Raw genomic sequence first — 20,233 nt, 5'->3', positions numbered from 1 at the left:
AGACGGTTCCAAGCATCACGCTTTTCCTCGGCATAGTCATAGGTCTGGTACGTCCGTACAAGCTTGCTGGGTTCGACGTGATTGAGAACACGTTCAATAATGGCGGGGGCTACATGCAATGATTGCATTATTGTTGCGCCAGTTCGCCGCAAATCGTGTGGAACCCAGTCGCCATTGACCAGCAGTAGGGCATCCGAGTTCTTGGTGCGATTGCTCATGGGCTTTCGACCAATTGCCGCCATTTGACGATCACGCACTTGCTTGGTTGTTGACTTCATGCAGACGTGTGTGTTTCCGGTTGTGTCCGGAAGCACCATTTTCGTTTGTAGAAATCTCTTTGAGTTCTTGGAATTTCTTTAGCGCGACGGGGGACAGAAATATCGTGTGCGATTTCCGGTTTTTGGCATTCTCCTTGGGTATCACCCATACGCCAGCTTCAAGGTCAACGTGTTCCCAGCGAGATTGAATGACTTCTCCGATGCGGCAGCAGCAGGACAGCATCAACCACATGGCAATCTGCGTTCGGCATCAAGCCGGATTTGGGCAGCTTTTCGGCCAGTTCCGTACCTCGTCATCGCTCAATGCCGGGTGCGTTCAGCGCCTTCGTACTCGCGTGGCAAGATTTTGTCCCTTTTTAAGTCAATTTCTTCGGTCGGGTTTTCAAAGAGTTTTTCCAGGACGTTTGCGGGCAGCCCAACGGAACATCTGATTGAGGTCAGCGAACAGGGTGACAGAGATGCGGTTAGAGCCACGTTCAACCACACCCCTCAGAATTTTCTCAATGTTCTGGATGAACGCTGCTCAATTTGAGGTCACCAGCGATAGGAAATACGTCACGGGTAAACGAGCGACGTAATTCTTTGCCGTCGTCCTTTCTGTCAACGGTCTTGACCCATTCCTCGAATAAGTCAGTCAGTGTCTTGGATTGCGCGACTTCAACCTCTTGACGTTCTACTTCGGCCTGTCGCTCGTTGTCCAGTTTGATCTGGATGTCGATGCCTTTGCGTGCCAGTGCGCGAACATGTGTGGCTTCTTCGCGTGCTTCTTTGAGGCCGATCCGCCCGTCTCCATCGCCATACAGTTCTGGCAGGCGGTACTGGCGCTCTTTACCGTCAAACATGTAACGAACTAGCCAAGTCTTGATGCCATCGACGGCTATGCGCAGTTGCAGCCCGTCGCCATCCATCAGTTTGTAAGGCTTATCTTTTGGTTTTGCGTTCTCGATTTGCTTTACAGTAAGGTTTCCCATTGCATCATCCAAGTGGTAGTAGGTGTTTCCCCCGTGTCCGAACCGTGTCCGAAAAAGCGGTGGCTTTACATGGATTATGCTAGGCTTTATTGGATGATGAATTTCTGTAAGTTGTTGATTTTATTGAAAACACGAACGTTGCTGGATGTCACTGGAATGCAAAGAAGTACGCTACGAACCAAGGGGTCGTGGGTTCAATTCCTGCCAGCCGCACCATATGGATAGCCCTGAAACAGCGATGTTTCAGGGCTTTTTCATATCTAGTGTTGTTCATCTCGGCTCAAAAGTGGGGCCGTCTTCACGGGTGCCACATGAACAAGGCTTTCACCAAAGAGTCAGACAACGCAGACGATGACGATCTGCAATTGCCCCCCATTCCGGTCGGTGGCAAAAATTACATGACTCCCCAAGGCTACGCCGCGCTGCGGGGCGAGTTGCTGGACCTGATTGACGTTGAGCGCCCAAAGATCGTGGATGTGGTGCATTGGGCGGCCAGCAATGGTGATCGCTCAGAAAACGGCGACTATATTTACGGCAAGAAGCGCTTGCGAGAGATTGACCGGCGCATTCGCTTTCTCACCCAGCGCATGGAGATTGCCGAGATTGCCAACCCTGCCGTGCACCATGGCAACGACCAAATTTTCTTCGGCGCAACCGTAACCTATGCCGATGAGGCCGGCCACGAGCGCACGGTAACTATCACCGGTATTGACGAGGCCAACAGTGCCAAGGGTGAGGTGAGCTGGATTTCCCCATTGCCCGCACTTTGCTCAAGGCGCGCACAGGCGATTTACTCTGGTTGATCATGCCCGGTAAGGTGGAAGAGATCGAGGTTTTGTCCGTTAGCTACCCGGCCCCACAACCCGAACCCCCGGCACCTTAACCGGGCGAGGAAACCTTGCGACGCTCGGCCAACATCACCGAAGGCGAGCGGTTTAGGTTACGCAGGGCGGCAGTCAGGTGGGCGACATCGCGCACGGCAATCACGAAGCGGAATTCCACATCGTCCTGCATAGCCTCCTGCCCCATGTCGATATGCACAATGTCCGCCTCCGTGGCAGCCAGTGCCGCGCCACCTGGGCCAGCACGCCCTTGCCGTTCTTGGCGGTGACAACCACGCCGGTCTCAAAGCTGCGTACCGGCTCGTCTGACCATTCGACCGTAATGAAACGCTCGGCGTCTTTGTTGAGCAGTTTTTAGCCACCGGGCAGTCGCGGGTGTGTACCACCAGACCCTCGCCACGCCCCAGGTAACCCACAATCTCGTCTCCCGGGATGGGGCGGCAACAGCGGGCGAACTGCACCGAGGCGTTCTCGCTGCCGTCCAGGGTGATGGAACCCTGCGAAGTGGATTCGTGCGCGGTGAAGCGCTCCCGGGTTAGTAGCAGCGCATCCGGTTTTTGCCCACTGTCGGCCAACATATGCACCAGGCGTTTGGCCACGATATGGGCAATGCGTTTACCCAGGCCAATGTCGGTCAATAGCTCTTCGCGGCTTTTACTGCCGGTAAAACGCAGCAACTTGTCCCAAATAGGATCAAAAGCAGGTTCGTTTTTTGGAAAACGGTCAATACCCTCGGCGCGCAATGCCTGGGACAGTAGTTTTTCGCCCAACTCCTCGGACTCGGTATGGGCCATGGTTTTGAGGTGGTGGCGGATTTTGGAGCGGGCCCGCCCCGTGCGCACGAAGCCCAGCCACGCGGGGTTGGGCGTGGCATCTGGTTCGGTAATGACCTCCACCACATCACCACTCTTGATCTCGGTACGCAATGGCACCTGATCGCCGTTGATGCGGGCAGATACCGTGCGATCGCCGACATTGCTGTGGATGGCATAGGCAAAGTCCACCACCGTGGCACCACGGGGCATGGCCATGATCTGGCTCTTGGGCGTGAACACGTAGACGGCATCGGGGAACAGGTCTACCTTGACGTGGTCCCAGAACTCGGCAGCGTCACGCGTTTCGTCCTGGATATCGAGCAGTGATTGCAGCCACTGGCTGCCCAAGCGCTCGGCCGCAACGGTGCCGGGCGCATTGACCTTGTACAACCAATGCGCTGCCACGCCGGATTCGGCCACTACATGCATGGCCTCGGTGCGCAGCTGGAACTCCACGCTCACGCTTGATGGGCCCACCAGGGTGGTGTGCAGCGACTGGTAGCCGTTGACCTTGGCAATGGCAATGTGGTCCTTGAATTTGCCCGGCAACGGTTTGTACAACTGGTGCAGCACGCCCAGCGCGGTGTAGCACTCGATGACGGTGGGCACGATGACCCGAAAGCCGTATATGTCAGTCACCTGGGCAAAGCTCAGATGCTTGATGTTCATCTTCTTGTAAATGGAGTACAGCGATTTTTCCCGCCCAGCGATACGAACGTTGATGCCTGCTGCGGCAAAGGCCGCTTCCACTTCTTTGCGCACTTTCTGGATCAGGTCGCGGCGCCGGCTTCGGGCTTTGGTCACCGCCTTGGTCAGGGTGGTGTAGCGCCAGGGGTGCAGGTAGCGAAATGACAGGTCCTGCAACTCGCGGTAGGTCTCGTTCAGGCCTAAACGGTGCGCAATAGGTGCGTAAATTTCCAGTGTTTCCGAGGCAATGCGCGCCCATTTGGAGCGGGGCACATCGCCCAGGGTGCGCATATTGTGGGAGCGGTCTGCCAGCTTGATCAGGATGACGCGCACATCACGCGCCATGGCCAGCAGCATTTTGCGGAACGATTCGGCCTGGTTTTCTTCGCGGGTGTTGAACTGCAGCTTGTCCAGTTTGGTTAGACCGTCCACCAACTCGGCCACCGGCGAGCCGAAACGCTCGATCAGTTCGCCCTTGGTAACGCCGCAGTCCTCCAATGCATCGTGCAGCAAGGCGGCCATCAGCGCTTGGGCGTCGATCTTCCATTCGGCGCACTGGGCGGCAACGGCAATCGGGTGGGTGATGTAGGGCTCACCGTTGTTGCGCAACTGGCCTAGATGGGCTACGTCGGCAAACCGGTAGGCCTGGCGGACTTTTTCCAGGTCTTCGGGAGACAGGTAGTCGAGTTTGTAGGTCAGGGCGGCAAAGCTGGCGGCGGCCGCGTTGACGGCGTCCGGGTGCAGACCGGAGGCTGCAGCCGGGTCGTCTTTGCGTGGCGGTTGTTGAAAGAGGTTGCCCATAGCTCAAATGTAGCGCGCTGCAAAAGTAATGGCTGCAAAGGGCTGCGAATGGGCAAAAAAAAGCACCGCGAACGGTGCTATTTGTGGAGCGGAAAAAATCAGAGAGGCACTTTCTTCAGCATTTCCAGACCAATTTTGCCGGCAGCAATTTCGCGCAGTGCGGTCACGCCAGCCTTGTTTTTGCTCTCGATCTTGGGTGTGTGACCCTGGTTGAGCATGCGGGCGCGGTAGGTGGCTGCCAGCACCAATTGGAAACGGTTGGGGATCTGCACCAGGCAGTCTTCTACAGTAATACGGGCCATGGAGTTCTCCGAAAGACTAGGGGATGAGCAATGCTTTGAATGTTTCGGCTCTGGCACGTCGCTGTGCTGCAAATTTGAGCCGCTGGGAGTGAACAATGGCTTTCAGATCAAAAAGCGCACGGTCAAACAACTCGTTGATTATAACGAAGTCGAATTTATCCGCCTGTGCGACCTCAATAGCGGCATTTTCATGCGTACATCGATTACCTCGGGTGTGTCCTCGCCGCGGCGCTCCAAACGTGAACGCAGTTCTTCCCAGCAGGGGGGCAGAATGAAGACGGAAATCGCGTTGGTGAAGATTCGCTTGACCTGGATGGCGCCCTGGTAGTCGATTTCCAGAATCACATCGGCGCCCTGGGCCATGCGTTCTTCGATGGCGCGCTTGGACGTTCCGTAGCGGTGGTTGTGGACATGGGCCCATTCCAAAAACCGCCCGCAGTTACCATGGCGTCGAATTCCTGCTCTGACACAAAGAAATATTCGCGCCCATGTTTCTCCTGGCCCCGTGGTGAGCGCGTAGTGTGTGAAACCGATGGCTGAACGTGGGAGTCCAGTTCGAGCAGGGCCTTGACCAGGCTGGATTTTCCTGCCCCGCTGGGGCGGCGACGACAAAAAGATTTCCGGGGTAGTCCATGCCTTATTCTATGTTCTGCACCTGTTCGCGCATCTGCTCGATCAGCACCTTCATGTCCACGGAAATGTGGGTCAACTCCAGCGCGGCCGACTTGGAACCCAAGGTGTTGGCTTCACGGTGCAGTTCCTGAATCAGGAAGTCCAGGCGCTTGCCAATTTCGCCCCCCTTGTTGATCAGACGCTCCAATTCGTCCAGGTGCGAGCCCAGGCGGGTGATTTCTTCTGCTACGTCGATGCGGATGGCAAAGGCCGTGGCCTCGGTCAGGGCGCGGTCTTGGGCAGCCTCTGGCAGGGCGGTGCCATCGGCCAGAGCCATGGCTTCCTTCCAGCGGGCCAGAAATTTCTGGCGGTTTTGCTCCACCAATTGCGGGATAAGTGGCACGGCCTGCTGGGCCAGGGTGCGCAGTTGGGCAATGTGCTCCAGCAGCATGGTAGCCAGACGGGCGCCCTCACGCTGACGTGCCCCAGCAGGGCCTGCAAAGCCTTTTCTGCCACGGGCATGACCTCGGCGCTCCAGTCGTGTGCGCCGGTTTGCTCGGCCGCGCACAGGCGCACGACATCGGCCACACTCAACGGCGTGGCCGCTGGCAGCCAGGCGCGCACGTTGTCTTGTACGGCGTTGAGACGCTGCAGCATCCGTGGGGAGGGGTCGGCCACACTGCCTGCGGCATTGCTTTCAATGGAAGCGCGCACTTCCACCTTACCGCGCTTGAGGCGGCCCACCAGCAGGTCGCGCAGGGCGGGTTCAAACTGGCGCAGGTCTTCCGGCAGTCGGAAAGACAGGTCCAGGAAGCGGCTGTTGACGGATCGGATCTCCAGACCGAGCTGGCCAATGGGGGTTTCCCCTCTGTGTTTTGTGAGGGCGTAGCCGTGCTGTTCTGTGCACTGGCGTAACCTGTCATGCTGTAAACTGACATTGCGTAATACCGGTTCGTGAAACGAGCCGAGAATAACCCGGTTCAGACGGATCAGACGAGCGTTCAACTCTTAATTTATGTCGAAGGTCAAGCCAGCACCCCTCCCTCCGGATACCACCATTGGTGGCTATCGCATTATTCGCAAAGTTGCGGCTGGGGGATTTGGTTTGGTGTATCTGGCGCTGGACGCCGATGGCCAGCAGGTAGCGGTCAAGGAATATCTGCCTAGCTCGTTGGCCTCTCGGGCACCCGGCGAGATGTTGCCGCAGGTGCTGCCCGAAAAGCTGTCGCTGTACCGCCTGGGCCTCAAGAGTTTCTTCGAAGAAGGGCGTTCGCTGGCGCAAATTTCTCATCCGTCGGTGGTGAGCGTGCTCAATTTCTTCCGCGAAAACGAAACCGTTTACATGGTGATGAACTACCTGGAGGGTGCCGCCCTGCAGGATTTCATCGTGACCGCTCGCGACCTCAAACAGAGCAAAGTGTTCCGGGAGTCGACGATCCGCTCGCTGTTTGATGAAATTTTGCGTGGCCTGCGCATCGTGCACCAGCACAAGATGCTGCACCTGGACATCAAGCCCGCCAATATTTTTATCACCGACGACAACAAATCGGTGCTGATTGACTTTGGTGCGGCGCGCGAGGTTTTGAGCAAAGAAGGCAACTTTATTCGCCCCATGTACACCCCTGGCTTTGCGGCCCCCGAGATGTACCGCCGGGACGCATCCATGGGCCCCTGGACCGACATCTATGCCATTGGCGCCTGCATCTACGCTTGCATGCAGGGCTACCCGCCCAATGAGGCGCCGCAACGTCTGGAGAAGGACCGCATTGCCGTCGCCCTGGCACGGTTGCGCGGAGTGTATTCAGACAATCTGATTGAAGTGGTGGAGTGGTGCATGTCGCTGGACCCGTTGTCCAGGCCGCAGTCGGTCTTTGCCCTGCAAAAGAGCTGAGCCGCGAAGGCGAGCGACGCTACACCAAACTGAGTGTCACGGAAAAAGTGCGTATGCAGTTTGACACCATGGTGTCCGACACCAAACGAAGCGTTCTTGGCGTATCCAATGTGGGTGTCAAACCAAAATGACGGCCCCAGTGTTCCCTGCCCCCAGGGGCGACCCCTGAGGCGGCTCGGCGGAGGTCGAATGAAATTCTCTGTATTCCAGATCAGCCGCCGTGGCGGTCGCGAGAAGAACGAAGACCGCATGGGCTATTGCTACACCAAGGCGTCGGGACTCTTCCTGCTGGCCGATGGCATGGGTGGGCACCCTGAAGGCGAAGTAGCGGCGCAAATTGTGCTGCAAAGCATTTCTGCCCTTTACCAGAAGGAAGCCACCCCGAGATCGAGGATGTAGGCGCGTTCTTCAACATGGCCATCATGACGGCCCACCGCCAAATCCTGCGTTATGCAGCGGAAAAGCACCTGATGGACACGCCGCGCACCACGCTGGTAGCCGCCATTGTGCAAGGCAACGTGGCCCACTGGGTGCATTGCGGTGATTCGCGCTTGTATTTTGTGCGCCATGGCGAGTTGCTGGTTCGCACGCGGGACCATTCCTGCCATCGAGCAGCGTCAAGACGCCAAGCCGGACGTGCCACTGCCGGCCAACTTCAACCGCAACGTGCTCTACACCTGCCTGGGTTCACCCACCAAGCCGGTATTTGAAGTGACTGGGCCGGTACCTTTGCAGCAAGGCGACAAGATCCTGTTGTGTTCCGACGGCCTGTGGGGCAGCCTGGACGACTCCGAAATTGTCTTGCAGTTGGGGCAAAAGCAGGTCGGCTCTGCCGTGCCCGAGCTGGTGGAGCGGGCCTTGCTGAAGGGCGGCGCCCATAGCGACAACGTGACCGTGATCGCCATGGAATGGGAAACGCCCGATACCTTTGAATCCACCCGGGGTTCCATTTCCACCGACGACATTGACGATGGCGTGTTTGCGTCTACCGTGCAGGCCGGCTGGTTGGACTCCGGCGTGGACGATCTGGATGACGAAGCCATCGAGCGTTCCATTGCCGAGATCAACGAAGCCATTCGCCGCTCGGCATCCCGCAAGGGCTGATTTTTCGCGCAATTTGGCGCGGCTCATCGTTGCTTGACCCAGGAATCTGCATGACTGAATTTGTTCGCACATCCGCGCGTGCCGCCAACCAACTGCGCCCGGTGCGCATCACCCGGGGCTATACCGTGCACGCCGAAGGCTCGGTGCTGATCGAGTTTGGTGCCACCAAAGTGCTGTGCACGGCCTCTGTCGAGGAGAAGGTGCCCCCGCACAAGCGCGGCAGCGGCGAGGGCTGGGTCACCGCCGAATACGGCATGCTGCCGCGCGCTACGCACACCCGCAGCGACCGCGAAGCCGCACGCGGCAAGCAAAGCGGCCGCACCCAGGAGATTCAGCGCCTGATCGGGCGTTCGTTGCGCGCTGTGTTTGACTTGAAAAAGCTGGGCGAACGCACCATCCAGCTCGATTGCGACGTGTTGCAGGCCGATGGCGGAACCCGCACCGCCGCCATCACTGGCGCCTTTGTGGCCGCGCAGGATGCGGTCAACGGTTTGCTGGCGGCGGGCAAGATCACCCAGTCGCCCATCATCGCCCAAGTGGCAGCGATTTCGGTGGGCATTGTGCAGGGCACGCCGTTGCTGGATCTGGAATACACCGAAGACTCCGCTTGCGATACCGACATGAACGTGGTGATGACCGGTGCCGGCCATTTTGTGGAAGTGCAAGGCACGGCCGAGGGCGCTGCTTTTTCCCGCGTTGAGATGGACCAACTGCTGACCCTGGCCGAAAAGGGCATCACCGAGCTGATGGTGCTGCAACGGCAGTCACTGTCAAAATAATGCGTATTGTTCTCGCCTCCAACAACCAGGGCAAGCTGGCAGAACTGCAGGCCATGCTGCAACCGCTGGGTTGCACGCTCATTACGCAAGGTAGCTTGGACGTGCCCGAGGCGCCCGAACCGCACCGAACCTTTGTAGAAAATGCCCTGGCCAAGGCGCGCAACGCCGCGCAACACACTGGTTTGCCTGCGCTGGCGGATGATGCCGGCCTGTGCGTGGATGCATTTGGCGGTCTGCCCGGCGTGGACACCGCCTACTACGCCACCCAGTTCGGCTACGAAAAAGGCGATGCCAACAACGTGCGCGCCCTGCTGGAGCAGTTGCAGGGGGTTGACAACCGACGTGCCGCCATGGTGAGCACCCTGGTGGCCGTGCGCTCGGCAGACGACCCCGAGCCGCTGATTGCGGTGGGCCGCGTGGTGGGCGAGATTGCACGCGAGCCGATGGGCACTAATGGTTTTGGGTTTGACCCCATTATGTGGATTCCCCGCTTTGGCCAGACCTTTGCCCAGTTGCCCATTGAAGTCAAAAATGCCAACAGCCACCGTGGTAAGTCGTCCCAAGCCATGGCAGCGCTAATCCGCGAGCACTGGCTGGGGCCGCTGTCGGTTAGCAGCATGATTCCGATTGTTCCCGCAGATTCCCAAGCAACCGGCAGCGCGCCCGCGGTCCAGCGGGACATCACCCACTACATGCGCCCTGGCACGCTGCAACTGGCGGCCCTGCCGCCGTTGTCGTTGTATGTGCACCTGCCGTGGTGCATCAAGAAGTGCCCCTACTGCGATTTCAACTCCCACGAGAAACCCGGCGGCGAACTGCCCGAGAAGCGCTATGTGGATGCGCTGATGGCCGATCTGGAAGCCGCCCTGCCGCTGATCTGGGGGCGTGGTATCCATAGCATTTTTATTGGCGGAGGCACACCCAGCCTGTTTGCGCCAGAAGCCATTGACCGCTTGCTGGGTGACATTCGCGCCCGCCTGCGCCTGGAGGCCGATTGCGAGATCACGCTGGAAGCCAACCCCGGAACTTTTGAGAAAGACCGTTTCCGCGCTTACCGCCAAGCAGGTGTGACACGCCTGTCCATTGGTGTGCAAAGCTTTAACGATACCCACCTGGCCGCCCTGGGCCGTGTGCACGACCGCGCCCAGGCACTGGCAGCGGTGGAAGAGGCCGCACAGGCCTTTGATACTTTCAACCTGGACATCATGTACGCCCTGCCGGGCCAAACGCTGGAGCAGGTGGGGCAAGACATCGTTACGGCCCTGCAATTTGCGCCGCCGCATCTGTCGATCTACCACCTGACCATCGAGCCCAACACGTACTTCGCCAAGTACCCGCCCGCCATTCCTGAGGACGACACGGCCTATGCCATGCTGGACCACATCACCGAACTGACTGGTGTGGCGGGCTGGACCGCCACGAGGTCTCAGCCTACGCCAAGAGTGGCCACCGCTGCAAACACAACCTCAACTACTGGCAGTTTGGCGACTATCTGGGCAGTGGCGCCGGTGCGCACAGCAAACTCAGCTTTGCCCACCGGGTGGTGCGCCAGGTGCGGTTTCGCGACCCGCGCCTGTACATGGACAACGCATTGGCCGGCCACGCGTTGGCGCAGGACGACGAAGTGGCGCGCGCTGAATTGCCCTTTGAATTCATGCTCAACGCTTTGCGCCTGCGCCACGGCTTTGGGCTGCGGGATTTTTCCGAGCGCACCGGCCTGCCGCTAACCGCCATTGCAGCCGCGCTGCAGCAAGCGGAAGCGAAAGGCCTGGTGGAGCGCGACTTTGCACGTGTGCGACCCACGCAACGGGGCTTTGATTTTCTGAGCGACTTGCAGGCGCTTTTTCTGTCAATGCGCAGTAAACAGGGGCAACCCGCAGGCGCTTCTCTCTCATAGGGGGTGACCTGTGGGATAAGCGGCGCAGTCGCGCCGCTACAGAGTGGTGTTTGGGCAACAAGACCGGTTTAATATTCAGGGATCAAAGTTCAAAGTTTTGATCCCAGTGCTAGCCCGGTGCTAGTCCAAAAAAAATCCGCTACGGTTTAGATAGCGGACTTTCGTTTGTAGTTTTGGTGCCGGAGAGATGAATCGAACACCCGACCTTCTCATTACGAATGAGCTGCTCTACCGACTGAGCTACACCGGCTGGTAAGCCATAAATTATATCCCGGTCACTAATGGAACTTTGGTGTGATAGCGGGTGATGCGGTCTACCTCGTTTTTGGAGCCCAGCACCACGCTGACGCTCTCGTGCAACTTGCCGGGCTGGATATCCAGGATGCGCTGCCGGCAATTGGTGGCGGCGCCGCCGGCCTGCTCCACGAGCCAGCCCATGGGGTTGGCTTCATGCATCAGGCGCAGCTTGCCGGGCTTTTCAGGTTCGCGCTTGTCCCAGGGGTACAGAAACACGCCGCCGCGGGTCAGAATGCGGTGCACATCAGCCACCATGCTGGCAATCCAGCGCATATTGAAATCTTTGCCACGCGGGCCTCTTACCGGCCAGGCATTCGTCCACATAGCTCGGGTGCATCCCAGTGGCGCATATTGCTCATGTTGATGGCAAATTCTTTGGTGTCTTCTGGAATTTTCACGTGTTTCCGGGTTAGTACAAACGAGCCTTGCTCGCGGTCCAGCGTGAACATGGCGACGCCGTCGCCAACGGTCAGTACCAGGGTGGTCTGCGGGCCATAGACGCAGTAGCCGGCGGCCACCTGCTTGCAGCCGGGTTGCAGGAAATCGCCTGCTCATCCACGCCGCAGCACCTTCGGGCTTGCGCAGCACGCTGAAGATGGTGCCGATGCTGACGTTGACGTCGATGTTGCTGGAGCCGTCCAGGGGGTCGAACAGCAGCAAAAACTCGCCCTGCGGGTAGCGGTTGGGCACCACGTAGATGCCCTCCATCTCTTCGCTGGCCATGGCCGCCAGGTGGCCACCCCATTCGTTGGCCTCAATCAGTACCTCGTTGGCGATGATGTCGAGCTTTTTCTGCACTTCGCCTTGCACATTCTCGCTTTCGGTGCCCCCATCACGTCGCCCAAGGCGCCCTTGTTGACAGACTGGCTGATGCTTTTGGATGCGCGGGCTACCACTTCGAGTAGCAGGCGCAATTCAGCCGGAATGTGGCCGTCCATGCGCTGTTGTTCCACGAGGTAGCGGGAGAGAGAAATTTTGGGGCCATAGTTCCTTGATTGGGTTGCCCGCCCGCGCCCGGCCTGGCAGGTATTTCAATGGTGCAAGGCGTGGGGGCGCTTGTGCTTAATCAGCAAGGGCGCGGTCAATCACTTCGCGCACATCGTTGCTGAGGTCGGTTTTTGCGGCCACGCGAGACAAGGCCTCGCGGGCAGCACTGCGGTAGGGTTCGGCCAGCTTTTTCCAGCGGTCCATGGCGCGGGCCAGTCGGGCGGCAACCTGGGGGTTGATGGCATCGAGTTCGATGACACGCTCGCTCCAGAACACGTAGCCTGCTGCATCCGCCCGGTGAAACGCACCAGGGTTGGCGCTGCAATAGCTGAAGATCACGCTGCGGGCCCGGTTCGGGTTGCGGATGTTGAAGTCCGGGTGCGCCATCAACTGGCGCACGGCGGGCAACACGCGACCGCCGCGGTCTGGTGTGCTGGCTTGCAGTGCAAACCATTTGTCGATGACCAGCGCTTCGTGCTTGAAGAGGGCATGAAAGCGCGCCAATGCCGGCGCCGCCCAGGGGGTGCCCGCTGACCACCAGCGCCAGCAGGGCGTTGAATCGGTCGGTCATGTTGCTGGCGTCTTTGAAACGCTGCAAAGCTTTGCCGGGCCACACGGTGTCGCCAGACTGCGTGGCCGCCAGGCACAAAAAGTACTGGGCCATGCCGGTCAGGGCACGCCGGCGGCTGGAAACCGGGTCAGGGCGGTAGGCGCCGTTGTCCTGGTGTGGGTCAAGGCCCATGCCCAGTCGGCGTGCAGGCTTTGTGCTAGTTGCATGCGCATGGCCTCGCGCACTGCGTGAATGCGCTGGGGGTCTACCACGTCGAGTTGCTCGGCGATGTAGGTCTCGGAGGGCAGCGTCAGCACCAGCTCCTTGAAGGCGGCGTCCAGCGTGGGGTGGCGCAGCACACTGCGCATGGCGTCCAGATAGGCATCATCTAAGGGGTTTGCGCCCGTAGATTGTGCGTCACCAGCTATTGATTTGATAGCACTGCGCAGCGCTAAGCGTTGTCCGGCCTCCCAGCGGTTGAACGGATCGGGGTCGTTGGCCAGCAGGGTCAGCAACTGCGCGTCGCTATAGTCAAAGTCCAGCGTCACGGGGGCAGAAAAGCCCCGCAAAATCGACGGCACCGGTTCTGCGTCGATGGGGTGAAAGTGATGCTGGCAGTCTCGCCCGTCATCACAAACAGGTGGTTGTCCGCTGGCGCTTCGCTGCTGCCATGCACGTCAGGGGCAGGGTGCTGCCGTTTTGGCTGACCAGGCCCAGCAGCACCGGGATGACAAAAGGCTCCTTGCCGGCCTGGCTGGGTGTGGGCGCACAGGTTGGGTGAATTGCAGGGTGTAGGTCTGTGCGCCGCATCAAATTCACCACTGGCGTGCAAGCGCGGTGTGCCGGCCTGGCTGTACCACAGCTTGAATTGCGGCAGCAACGCGGCCAGGCTGGAGCCGGGGTTGGCGTCGGCCATGCTTTGGGCAAAGTCGTCGCAAGTGACGGCCTGGCCATCAAAACGCTCGAAGTACAGCTTCATGCCCTTGGCAAAGCCTTCGCGACCCACCAGGGTCTGCATCATGCGCACCACCTCGGCACCCTTTTCGTAGATGGTGACGGTGTAGAAGTTGTTGATCTCGATGTAGCTGTCCGGGCGCACCGGGTGGGCCATGGGGCCGGCGTCTTCGGGGAACTGGGCGGTGCGCAGCACGCGCACGTCTTCGATGCGCTTGACGGCGCGGGCCGATGCGCTCGCTGCACAGGTCTTGCGAAAATTCCTGGTCGCGGAATACGGTCAGGCCTTCTTTCAAACTCAGCTGGAACCAGTCGCGGCAGGTGACGCGGTTGCCGGTCCAGTTGTGGAAGTATTCGTGCCCCACCACCGATTCGATGGCCGAAAAATCGGCATCGGTGGCCGTGGCGGCATTGGCCAGCACGTATTTGGTGTTGAAGATGTTCAGGCCCTTGTTCTCCATGGCACCCATGTTGAAGTCGCTGGTGGCTACCACCATAAAGCGGTCCAGGTCCAGTGGCAGGCCAAAGCGGGCTTCGTCCCATGCCACGCTGGCCATCAGTGAGTTCATGGCGTGTTCGGTTTTGTCCAGGTCGCCGGGGCGCACATAGACCTGCAGCAGGTGGTCTTTACCAGCGCGGGAGGTAATGCGCTGTTCGCGGGCCACCAGCTCACCCGCCACCAGGGCAAACAGGTAGCAGGGTTTTTTGTGCGGGTCGACCCACTTGGCAAAGTGGCGGCCTGCGTTGTCGGCACCGGTGAGGTCGCCGCTGTCGACCAGGTTGCCGTTGGACAGCAGCACCGGGTATTTGGCTTTGTCGGCGCGCAGGGTGACGGTGTAGCTGGCCATCACGTCCGGGCGGTCCAGGAAATAGGTGATGCGCCGAAAGCCCTCGGCCTCGCATTGCGTGAAGAACGAGTCGGCGCTGACGTACAAGCCCATCAGCTTGGTGTTTTTAACGGGGGCGCAGGTGGTGAAGATTTCCAGATCAAACGGGTCATTGCCTTCGGGCAGGTTTTCCAGCACCAGCTTGTCGCCCTCAATTTTGAACGAGGTGCCCTGGCCATTGACCAGCACGCGCGCCAAATTCAGCTCTTCGCCGTCCAGCCGCAGGGCTTGGCCGCTACGTCCGGGTTGCGGCGCAAGGTCATGTGGTTGAGCACGCGGGTTTTTGGCGGGGTCCAGGTCAAAGGTCAGGTCCACCGTGTCCACCCAGAACGCCGGGGCGCTGTAGTCGGATCGGTTGACCGCCGTCACGAGCACTGTAGGTTCTCCAGAAATTGTTGTTCGAATACGTTGTGTGCGCCCCGGAGCACATCGCTCAAACGCCCTGTTTCAAAGAGGCTTCAATAAACACATCCAAATCGCCGTCCAAGACCTTTTGCGTGGCGGAGATTTCGACGTTGGTGCGCAGGTCCTTGATGCGGCTGTTGTCCAGCACGTAAGAGCGGATCTGGTGGCCCCAGCCCACGTCGGTCTTGGAGTCCTCCAGCTTTTGCTGCTCGGCCTGCTGCTTGCGCATTTCAAAGTCGTACAGCTTGGAGCGCAGGCGCTTCCAGGCCACGTCGCGGTTGCCGTGCTGGCTGCGCCCGTCCTGGCACTGCACCACGATGCCGGTGGGGATGTGCGTCAGGCGCACGGCCGAGTCGGTTTTGTTGATGTGCTGGCCGCCCGCGCCGCTAGCGCGGAAGGTGTCGGTGCGCACGTCGCTGGGGTTGATGTCGATCTCGATCGAGTCGTCGATCTCGGGGTAGACAAACACGCTGGCAAAGCTGGTGTGGCGCCCGCCCGACGAGTCGAACGGGCTCTTGCGCACCAGGCGGTGCACGCCAGTCTCGGTGCGCAGCAGGCCAAAGGCGTATTCGCCTTCGATCTTGATGGTGGCGCCCTTGATGCCGGCGGTGTCGCCGTCGGTAAGGTCTTCCACTGTGGCCGTAAAGCCCTTGCGCTCGGCGTACTTCAGGTACTGGCGCAACAGCATGCTGGCCCAGTCGCAGGCCTCGGTGCCACCGGCGCCGGCCTGGATGTCCAGGAAGCAGGGCAGGGGGTCTGCGGGATTGTTGAACATGCGGCGGAATTCCAGGTCCTTGATGATGGTGGCGAGTTTTTCGGTCTCGCCCTCAATCGTCAGCAGGCCGGCTTCGTCGCCGTCTTCCTTGACATTTCAAACAGTTCGGTGTTGTCGGCCAGCTCGCTTTCAGCGAGGTCAGCGTGACGACGACGCCATCGAGCAACTTTTTCTCTTTGCCCAGCTCCTGGGCTTTCTTGGGGTCGTTCCAGACGGTTGGGTCTTCCAGCGAGGCGTTGACGGTTCTTAGCCGTTCTGCTTTGGCATCGTAGTCAAAGATACCCCCGTAACTCTTGCGTCCTGCTGCTCAGGTCCGCCAAGGTGGTGCCAATGAGGTTGATGCGTTCGATGTCCATGGTGCGGTCCTGCGAGGGTGGTGGTGGGCAAATGACCGAACCCGGTATTTTCGCTGGGCAGCTGCGTGGCCCCATGGTGCCAAACGCGCACAAATCGGCCCCGAGGCTCCCCTCACGGGCGTGGCTGTGGGGTGTTTACTGAATAAAGCGCTCTATCAGTGCCGCCAGGGCTTGCGGTTGGTCGTGGTGCATCATGTGGCCCGCGTCTTGAATCACGGCGATTTCCAGCTGTGCAATGCATTGAATGCGCGCGTGGTACTCCTCTCGGGTGAACTTGCCTTTCCACCACTGGCCCAGGCTGTCGTCTGAGGCTTCTACCGCACAGTACCGGCATGGTGAGCGCTGGTAGAGCGCGAGCACTTCGTCCACCTGGAAGAGGTTGGCGCCGATGACTTGTGCGCCGGTTCACCCAAATGGATCCACTGGCCCTGCGCGTTGGTTTGGGCCCAGTGGCGGGCCAGCCAATCGGCCTTGTCCTGGCTCAGGCGGGGGTTGGTCTTCATCAGGCGGCGGGCCACGCCGGTGCACGAGTCATAGGCTTTGAGGTCCATCTCGCCCCGGTGCAGTTTTTTTAGCTCGTCCATCCAGGTGGCGTAGCGTTTGGGGGCCTGCGTGGGTTGGGTGGCGGGCATGCCAAAACCTTCCAGGTTGACCAAGCGGTGCACGCGTTCGGGGCGCACACCGGCGTACAGCAGCACCACGTTTCCCCCCAGGCTATGACCGACCAGGTTGACCGCTTGGTCCGGGGCATAGTGGTCCAGCAAAAAGTCCAGATCCGCCATGTAGTCGGGAAACCAGAAGTTGTCGGCGCAGTGGCCGGGTGCGGGGGTGCTGGGGGTCTGGCCAAAACCCCGCCAGTCGGGGGCAATGATGTAGTGGTCTTGTTTGAGCGCATCCACCACAAACTGGTAGCTGGCGGCCACGTCCATCCAGCCGTGCACCATGACCAGCGGGACCTTGCCGGGGGCGGGTTTCCCCATATCTGAACATGGTATTTGAGGTTGCGTATAGGGACAAACTCGCCACGGAAATGCGTTTGACTTGGTACATTCTTCCAATGATACGAAGACACCCCAATGCAAGCCAGTCAAGATAGCGACATCTCCCAGCGTCGGCCTGGAGCAGCCCGATGGCGTTGGGTGGCGCGCCAGAAGCCTATACCCACCTGCACCAGGCCTTTACCTGGGCGGTACCGTGAGTACTTCAACATCGCCCAGGTGTGTTGCACACGCTGGGCAGCGCAACCGGATGCTAGCAAAAATATAGCTATCCACGCTTATTCGACGAGGGTGAAGGCGCTTTCTTCACTTATGCACAATTGCAGGAGCAGGCCAACCGGCTGTCCAACGCCTGCAAGCCCTGGGCGTAGAGCGTGGCGACCGCGTGGCCATCGTCATGCCGCAATGCTTTGAGACGGCCGTGGCCTGTATGGCTGTGTTGCAAATGGGTGCGGTGGCCAGGCCCTTGTCACTGCTGTTTGGTCCCGACGCTCTGGAATACCGCTTACAAGACAGCGAAGCCGTGGTCGCCATTGCCGATGGCCAGGCCCAGCATGATCTGCACTAGCACGGAAGCACTGCGTGCACCTGCGCACCGTGTGGTGGGCGGGCACCGCAGATGGCGTGCAAAGCCAGGTTGATTGCGAGTGGGACTACTCCCTGGCGCAGTTTCCAACCACCTTCTTGGCTCAACACCCGCGCGGACGAGCCCGCCATCCTGATCTACACCAGCGGTACCACGGGTAATCCTAAAGGTGCCTTGCTGGCGCAGCGCGCTTATTGGTAACCTGCCGGGCCTTGTGCCAGCCAGAACTGGTTTGGCTGACCCCGATGACACCGCCTCGGGGTCGCAGGCCGTGCTTTGGCCGCCCGCAGACCGGGCCTCGACCGGCGGGCTGATGGATGAACTGCTCCTTGCCCCGTAATTTCGTCGCCCCATCGTGGCTGCATTAACGGGCGTTTCTGCCCGGCAGACGGCGCTTGAATCTGATGGTTGACTGCGGCGTCACCCATCACTTTCCTCTTCCCCCACCGCGCTCGTAGCCATGATGAAGGCCTTTTCCGGCACGCCACCGGCGCACGGTGCGCCAGCAGTTTACGTTGCAGTTACAGTACACTATGGAGTGCGGTCGAGGCGGTGGGTGACGCCGTGTTTGACTATTGCGAACAACAGTTGGGCGTCAAACCCAATGAGAGATGCTTGGGCAGACCGGAGATCAACAGCATCGTCGTCAACTGCAAAACACGCCGGAGTCCGTCCAAGCCCGGTGGTATGGGCATGGCCTTCCCCGGCCACTAGGTGCGGTGGATCGAAGATGATGGCAACCAATGCCCAGTGGGTGTGCCGGGCGACGTGGCGCTCAACCGCCGCGACGTGCAGGTGCCAGTGACCCCATCGTCTTTTGGGCTACTTGAAGAACGACGCCGGGCCTGATTGCCATGTACACCGGCGACTGGTGCCGACCGGCGACCGGGCTATCTGCGATGCCGATGGCTACCTTTGGTACCTGGGGCGCAGCGATGACATGTTCAAGTCCGCCGGTTACCAAGCATTGTCCCCGGACGAAATTGAGAACTGCCCGGTCTGGCACCCTGCAGAGTCAACGCCGCCGTGGTGCCTAGGTTCGATGCCCAGCGCGGCGCACTGGTGAAGGCTTATGTGTGATTGATCCCGATTATAGCGCCTTCAGGAGGATGTGCGCTACAGCAGAATTACTGCCAAGCTCTCGGCGGAACTGCAGGAGCATGTGAAAGACCGTCTGAGCACCTTACGAGTAACCCAAGGAGATCGAATTTCTGGACGCCCCGCTCATGACCACCACTGGCAAAGTGCAGCGCCGCGTGTTGCGTCCGCAGGAGGAAGATCGTGCCCGGGGAGGTTGCCAGTAGGAAATAAGCCCTGTTACGGTGAAGGTGCGCCGGGCTGGCTACACTGCGGGCCGTGAAACTCGGTCCAACTCGGTCAAAGCGACCTGCACGTTACCCCCATCTGCCTGGGCACTATGACCTTTGGCGAACAGGTGGATGAACCCACCGCCCACGACGTACGTGGGACCGCGCTGTCGAGCGCGGAAACAACTTCTTTAGCAACGGCCGGAGATGTATGCCGTGCCGCCGCGGGCCGAGACCTTCAACGCTACCGAGAAAATGGCGGGCAACCGGTCGGCCGCGCGGCCTCGGCTTGCGCCAGTAGTTGGTGATTGCCACCTCTGTAGCTGGTCCTGCGCGCGGCATGCCGTGGATTCGTGGTGGCACGGGTGACCTGACCGGCGCCGGACATCATCGCCGCCTGGCGATGGCAGCCCGCAGCGCCCGTAAACCGATGTGACTGACCTCTACCAGCTCCACTGCCCCACCCGCGCAGTGCCCATGTTGGTGCCATGTCCTACAACCCCGCCCACGACAAACCAGTGACCAGCATCTACGACCAGCTGGCCGCCCTGGAGCCAGTTGGTCAAGGCCGGCAAGGTGCGTGCCGTGGGCTAGCGTCCAACGAGACGCCCTATGGCGTGCATGAGCCTGTGCGCCCGGCCGGAACAGCACGGCCTGCCGCGCGTGGCCACGGTACAGAACGCTTACAGCTTGGATCAGCCGCGCGCCAGAGAACGGTTCGGACGTATATTCATGCACCGCCTCGGCGGTCGCTGCTGGCTTACTCGCCACCGGCCCTGGTCTGGGACTGGCGCAAATGATGAGAACGGCATCGCCGGGCCGGGGACGCCATGACGCGCGCATTGGCAAGCGATGAGGTCGGTGCGCAAACAGCGCCAGGGCCGCAAGGAATCAGTCGCAACATCGTTACGCGGGCAACGCGCTGGCGCGAGACAACGCACGACTTCTAGCCACAAATGGCGCTGGCGTTTGTTACACCTCGCGGCGGTGGTGGCCAGCACCATCATCGGCGTGACACGCTGGCGCAACTGGTGTTGACGACATCAACGCCTATGGAACTACGCTCACGCCTGAGACACTGGCGGCGATTTTCACGCGATTCGGGCGGCAAGATGTGCGACCCGGTTGCTGACGCAAACGGCTAACCCGCGG

At 60.0% G+C, this 20,233-nt stretch carries 9 protein-coding genes, 1 tRNA gene and 13 pseudogenes; 11 read left to right on the top strand and 12 right to left on the bottom strand.

Annotated elements, in window-relative coordinates; translation table 11 throughout:
• The 3 genes and pseudogenes from IPI80_RS10375 to IPI80_RS10365 form a co-directional block, all read right to left on the bottom strand.
• A pseudogene (locus tag IPI80_RS10375) lies at window positions 1-218 on the bottom strand (integrase); the annotation flags it as partial.
• 31 nt (window positions 219-249) lie between these two features.
• Window positions 250-516, bottom strand: coding sequence for a tyrosine-type recombinase/integrase (locus IPI80_RS10370; RefSeq protein WP_413859764.1), 267 nt, complete (start codon window positions 514-516; stop codon window positions 250-252).
• A gap of 262 nt (window positions 517-778) precedes the next feature.
• Window positions 779-1,249, bottom strand: coding sequence for an Arm DNA-binding domain-containing protein (locus tag IPI80_RS10365; protein WP_413859762.1), 471 nt, complete (start codon window positions 1,247-1,249; stop codon window positions 779-781).
• A gap of 311 nt (window positions 1,250-1,560) precedes the next feature.
• Here IPI80_RS10365 and greB point away from each other — a divergent pair.
• Window positions 1,561-2,132 (top strand): annotated as a pseudogene (gene greB / locus IPI80_RS10360) (transcription elongation factor GreB).
• On the opposite strand, the pseudogene IPI80_RS10355 reads toward greB, so the two are convergent.
• The 4 genes and pseudogenes from IPI80_RS10355 to IPI80_RS10340 all read right to left on the bottom strand — a co-directional run bounded on the left by IPI80_RS10355 (window position 2,129) and on the right by IPI80_RS10340 (window position 6,246).
• Window positions 2,129-4,394, bottom strand: a pseudogene (locus tag IPI80_RS10355) (RelA/SpoT family protein). The pseudogenes greB and IPI80_RS10355 overlap by 4 nt on opposite strands.
• 98 nt (window positions 4,395-4,492) lie before the next feature.
• Entirely contained in the window at window positions 4,493-4,696 is a 204-nt protein-coding gene (gene rpoZ / locus IPI80_RS10350) for a DNA-directed RNA polymerase subunit omega (RefSeq protein WP_413859760.1), read from the bottom strand.
• Window positions 4,697-4,712: 16 nt separating this feature from the next.
• Window positions 4,713-5,330, bottom strand: a pseudogene (gene gmk / locus IPI80_RS10345) (guanylate kinase).
• Between the two features lie 3 nt (window positions 5,331-5,333).
• Window positions 5,334-6,246: pseudogene (locus IPI80_RS10340) on the bottom strand (YicC/YloC family endoribonuclease).
• A 77-nt stretch (window positions 6,247-6,323) separates the two neighbouring features.
• On the opposite strand from IPI80_RS10340, the pseudogene IPI80_RS10335 reads away from it, so the two are divergent.
• From IPI80_RS10335 to hemW, 5 genes and pseudogenes are all read left to right on the top strand, one after another.
• A pseudogene (locus IPI80_RS10335) lies at window positions 6,324-7,330 on the top strand (serine/threonine protein kinase).
• A gap of 58 nt (window positions 7,331-7,388) precedes the next feature.
• Window positions 7,389-8,303, top strand: a pseudogene (locus IPI80_RS10330) (PP2C family protein-serine/threonine phosphatase).
• A 50-nt stretch (window positions 8,304-8,353) separates the two neighbouring features.
• Window positions 8,354-9,082, top strand: a complete 729-nt coding sequence (gene rph, locus IPI80_RS10325; RefSeq protein ID WP_413859758.1) for a ribonuclease PH — start codon at window positions 8,354-8,356, stop codon at window positions 9,080-9,082.
• Window positions 9,082-9,642 (top strand): annotated as a pseudogene (gene rdgB / locus IPI80_RS10320) (RdgB/HAM1 family non-canonical purine NTP pyrophosphatase); the annotation flags it as partial. The gene rph and the pseudogene rdgB, both read left to right, overlap by 1 nt.
• Before the next feature lie 57 nt (window positions 9,643-9,699).
• Window positions 9,700-10,979: pseudogene (hemW, locus tag IPI80_RS10315) on the top strand (radical SAM family heme chaperone HemW).
• A gap of 174 nt (window positions 10,980-11,153) precedes the next feature.
• Here the strand turns inward: hemW and IPI80_RS10310 are convergent.
• The 5 genes and pseudogenes from IPI80_RS10310 to IPI80_RS10290 form a co-directional block, all read right to left on the bottom strand.
• Window positions 11,154-11,229: transfer RNA gene (locus tag IPI80_RS10310), tRNA-Thr, on the bottom strand.
• Window positions 11,230-11,243: 14 nt separating this feature from the next.
• A pseudogene (locus tag IPI80_RS10305) lies at window positions 11,244-12,214 on the bottom strand (class 1 fructose-bisphosphatase).
• A gap of 124 nt (window positions 12,215-12,338) precedes the next feature.
• Window positions 12,339-15,047, bottom strand: a pseudogene (gene pepN / locus IPI80_RS10300) (aminopeptidase N).
• Window positions 15,048-15,087: 40 nt separating this feature from the next.
• Window positions 15,088-16,190, bottom strand: a pseudogene (gene prfB, locus IPI80_RS10295) (peptide chain release factor 2).
• A gap of 135 nt (window positions 16,191-16,325) precedes the next feature.
• Window positions 16,326-17,240, bottom strand: a pseudogene (locus IPI80_RS10290) (alpha/beta fold hydrolase).
• A 333-nt stretch (window positions 17,241-17,573) separates the two neighbouring features.
• Here IPI80_RS10290 and IPI80_RS10285 point away from each other — a divergent pair.
• The 5 genes from IPI80_RS10285 (at window position 17,574) to IPI80_RS10265 (ending at window position 19,881) form a co-directional block, all read left to right on the top strand.
• Complete coding sequence (locus tag IPI80_RS10285) at window positions 17,574-17,756, top strand: AMP-binding protein (RefSeq protein WP_413859756.1); 183 nt, start codon at window positions 17,574-17,576, stop codon at window positions 17,754-17,756.
• A gap of 51 nt (window positions 17,757-17,807) precedes the next feature.
• A complete protein-coding gene (locus IPI80_RS10280) occupies window positions 17,808-17,975 on the top strand; it encodes an AMP-binding protein (RefSeq protein WP_413859754.1) in 168 nt (55 codons plus the stop codon).
• Window positions 17,976-18,600: 625 nt separating this feature from the next.
• The gene (locus IPI80_RS10275; RefSeq protein ID WP_413859752.1) at window positions 18,601-18,840 is read left to right on the top strand and encodes a hypothetical protein; all 240 of its coding nucleotides are present in this window, start codon (window positions 18,601-18,603) and stop codon (window positions 18,838-18,840) included.
• Between the two features lie 545 nt (window positions 18,841-19,385).
• A complete protein-coding gene (locus IPI80_RS10270; protein ID WP_413859750.1) occupies window positions 19,386-19,517 on the top strand; it encodes a hypothetical protein in 132 nt (43 codons plus the stop codon).
• A 52-nt stretch (window positions 19,518-19,569) separates the two neighbouring features.
• On the top strand, window positions 19,570-19,881 hold the full coding sequence (locus tag IPI80_RS10265) for a hypothetical protein (protein ID WP_413859748.1): 312 nt from the start codon (window positions 19,570-19,572) through the stop codon (window positions 19,879-19,881).
• The last annotated feature ends 352 nt before the right edge of the window (window positions 19,882-20,233 follow it).

It is taken from the genome of Candidatus Aalborgicola defluviihabitans, from assembly GCF_016705985.1.
Taxonomy (GTDB): Bacteria; Pseudomonadota; Gammaproteobacteria; order Burkholderiales; family Burkholderiaceae_C; genus Allorhodoferax; species Allorhodoferax defluviihabitans.
Note: the sequence above shows the minus strand (reverse complement) of the source record. Positions and strands in the feature narration are given on the sequence as shown.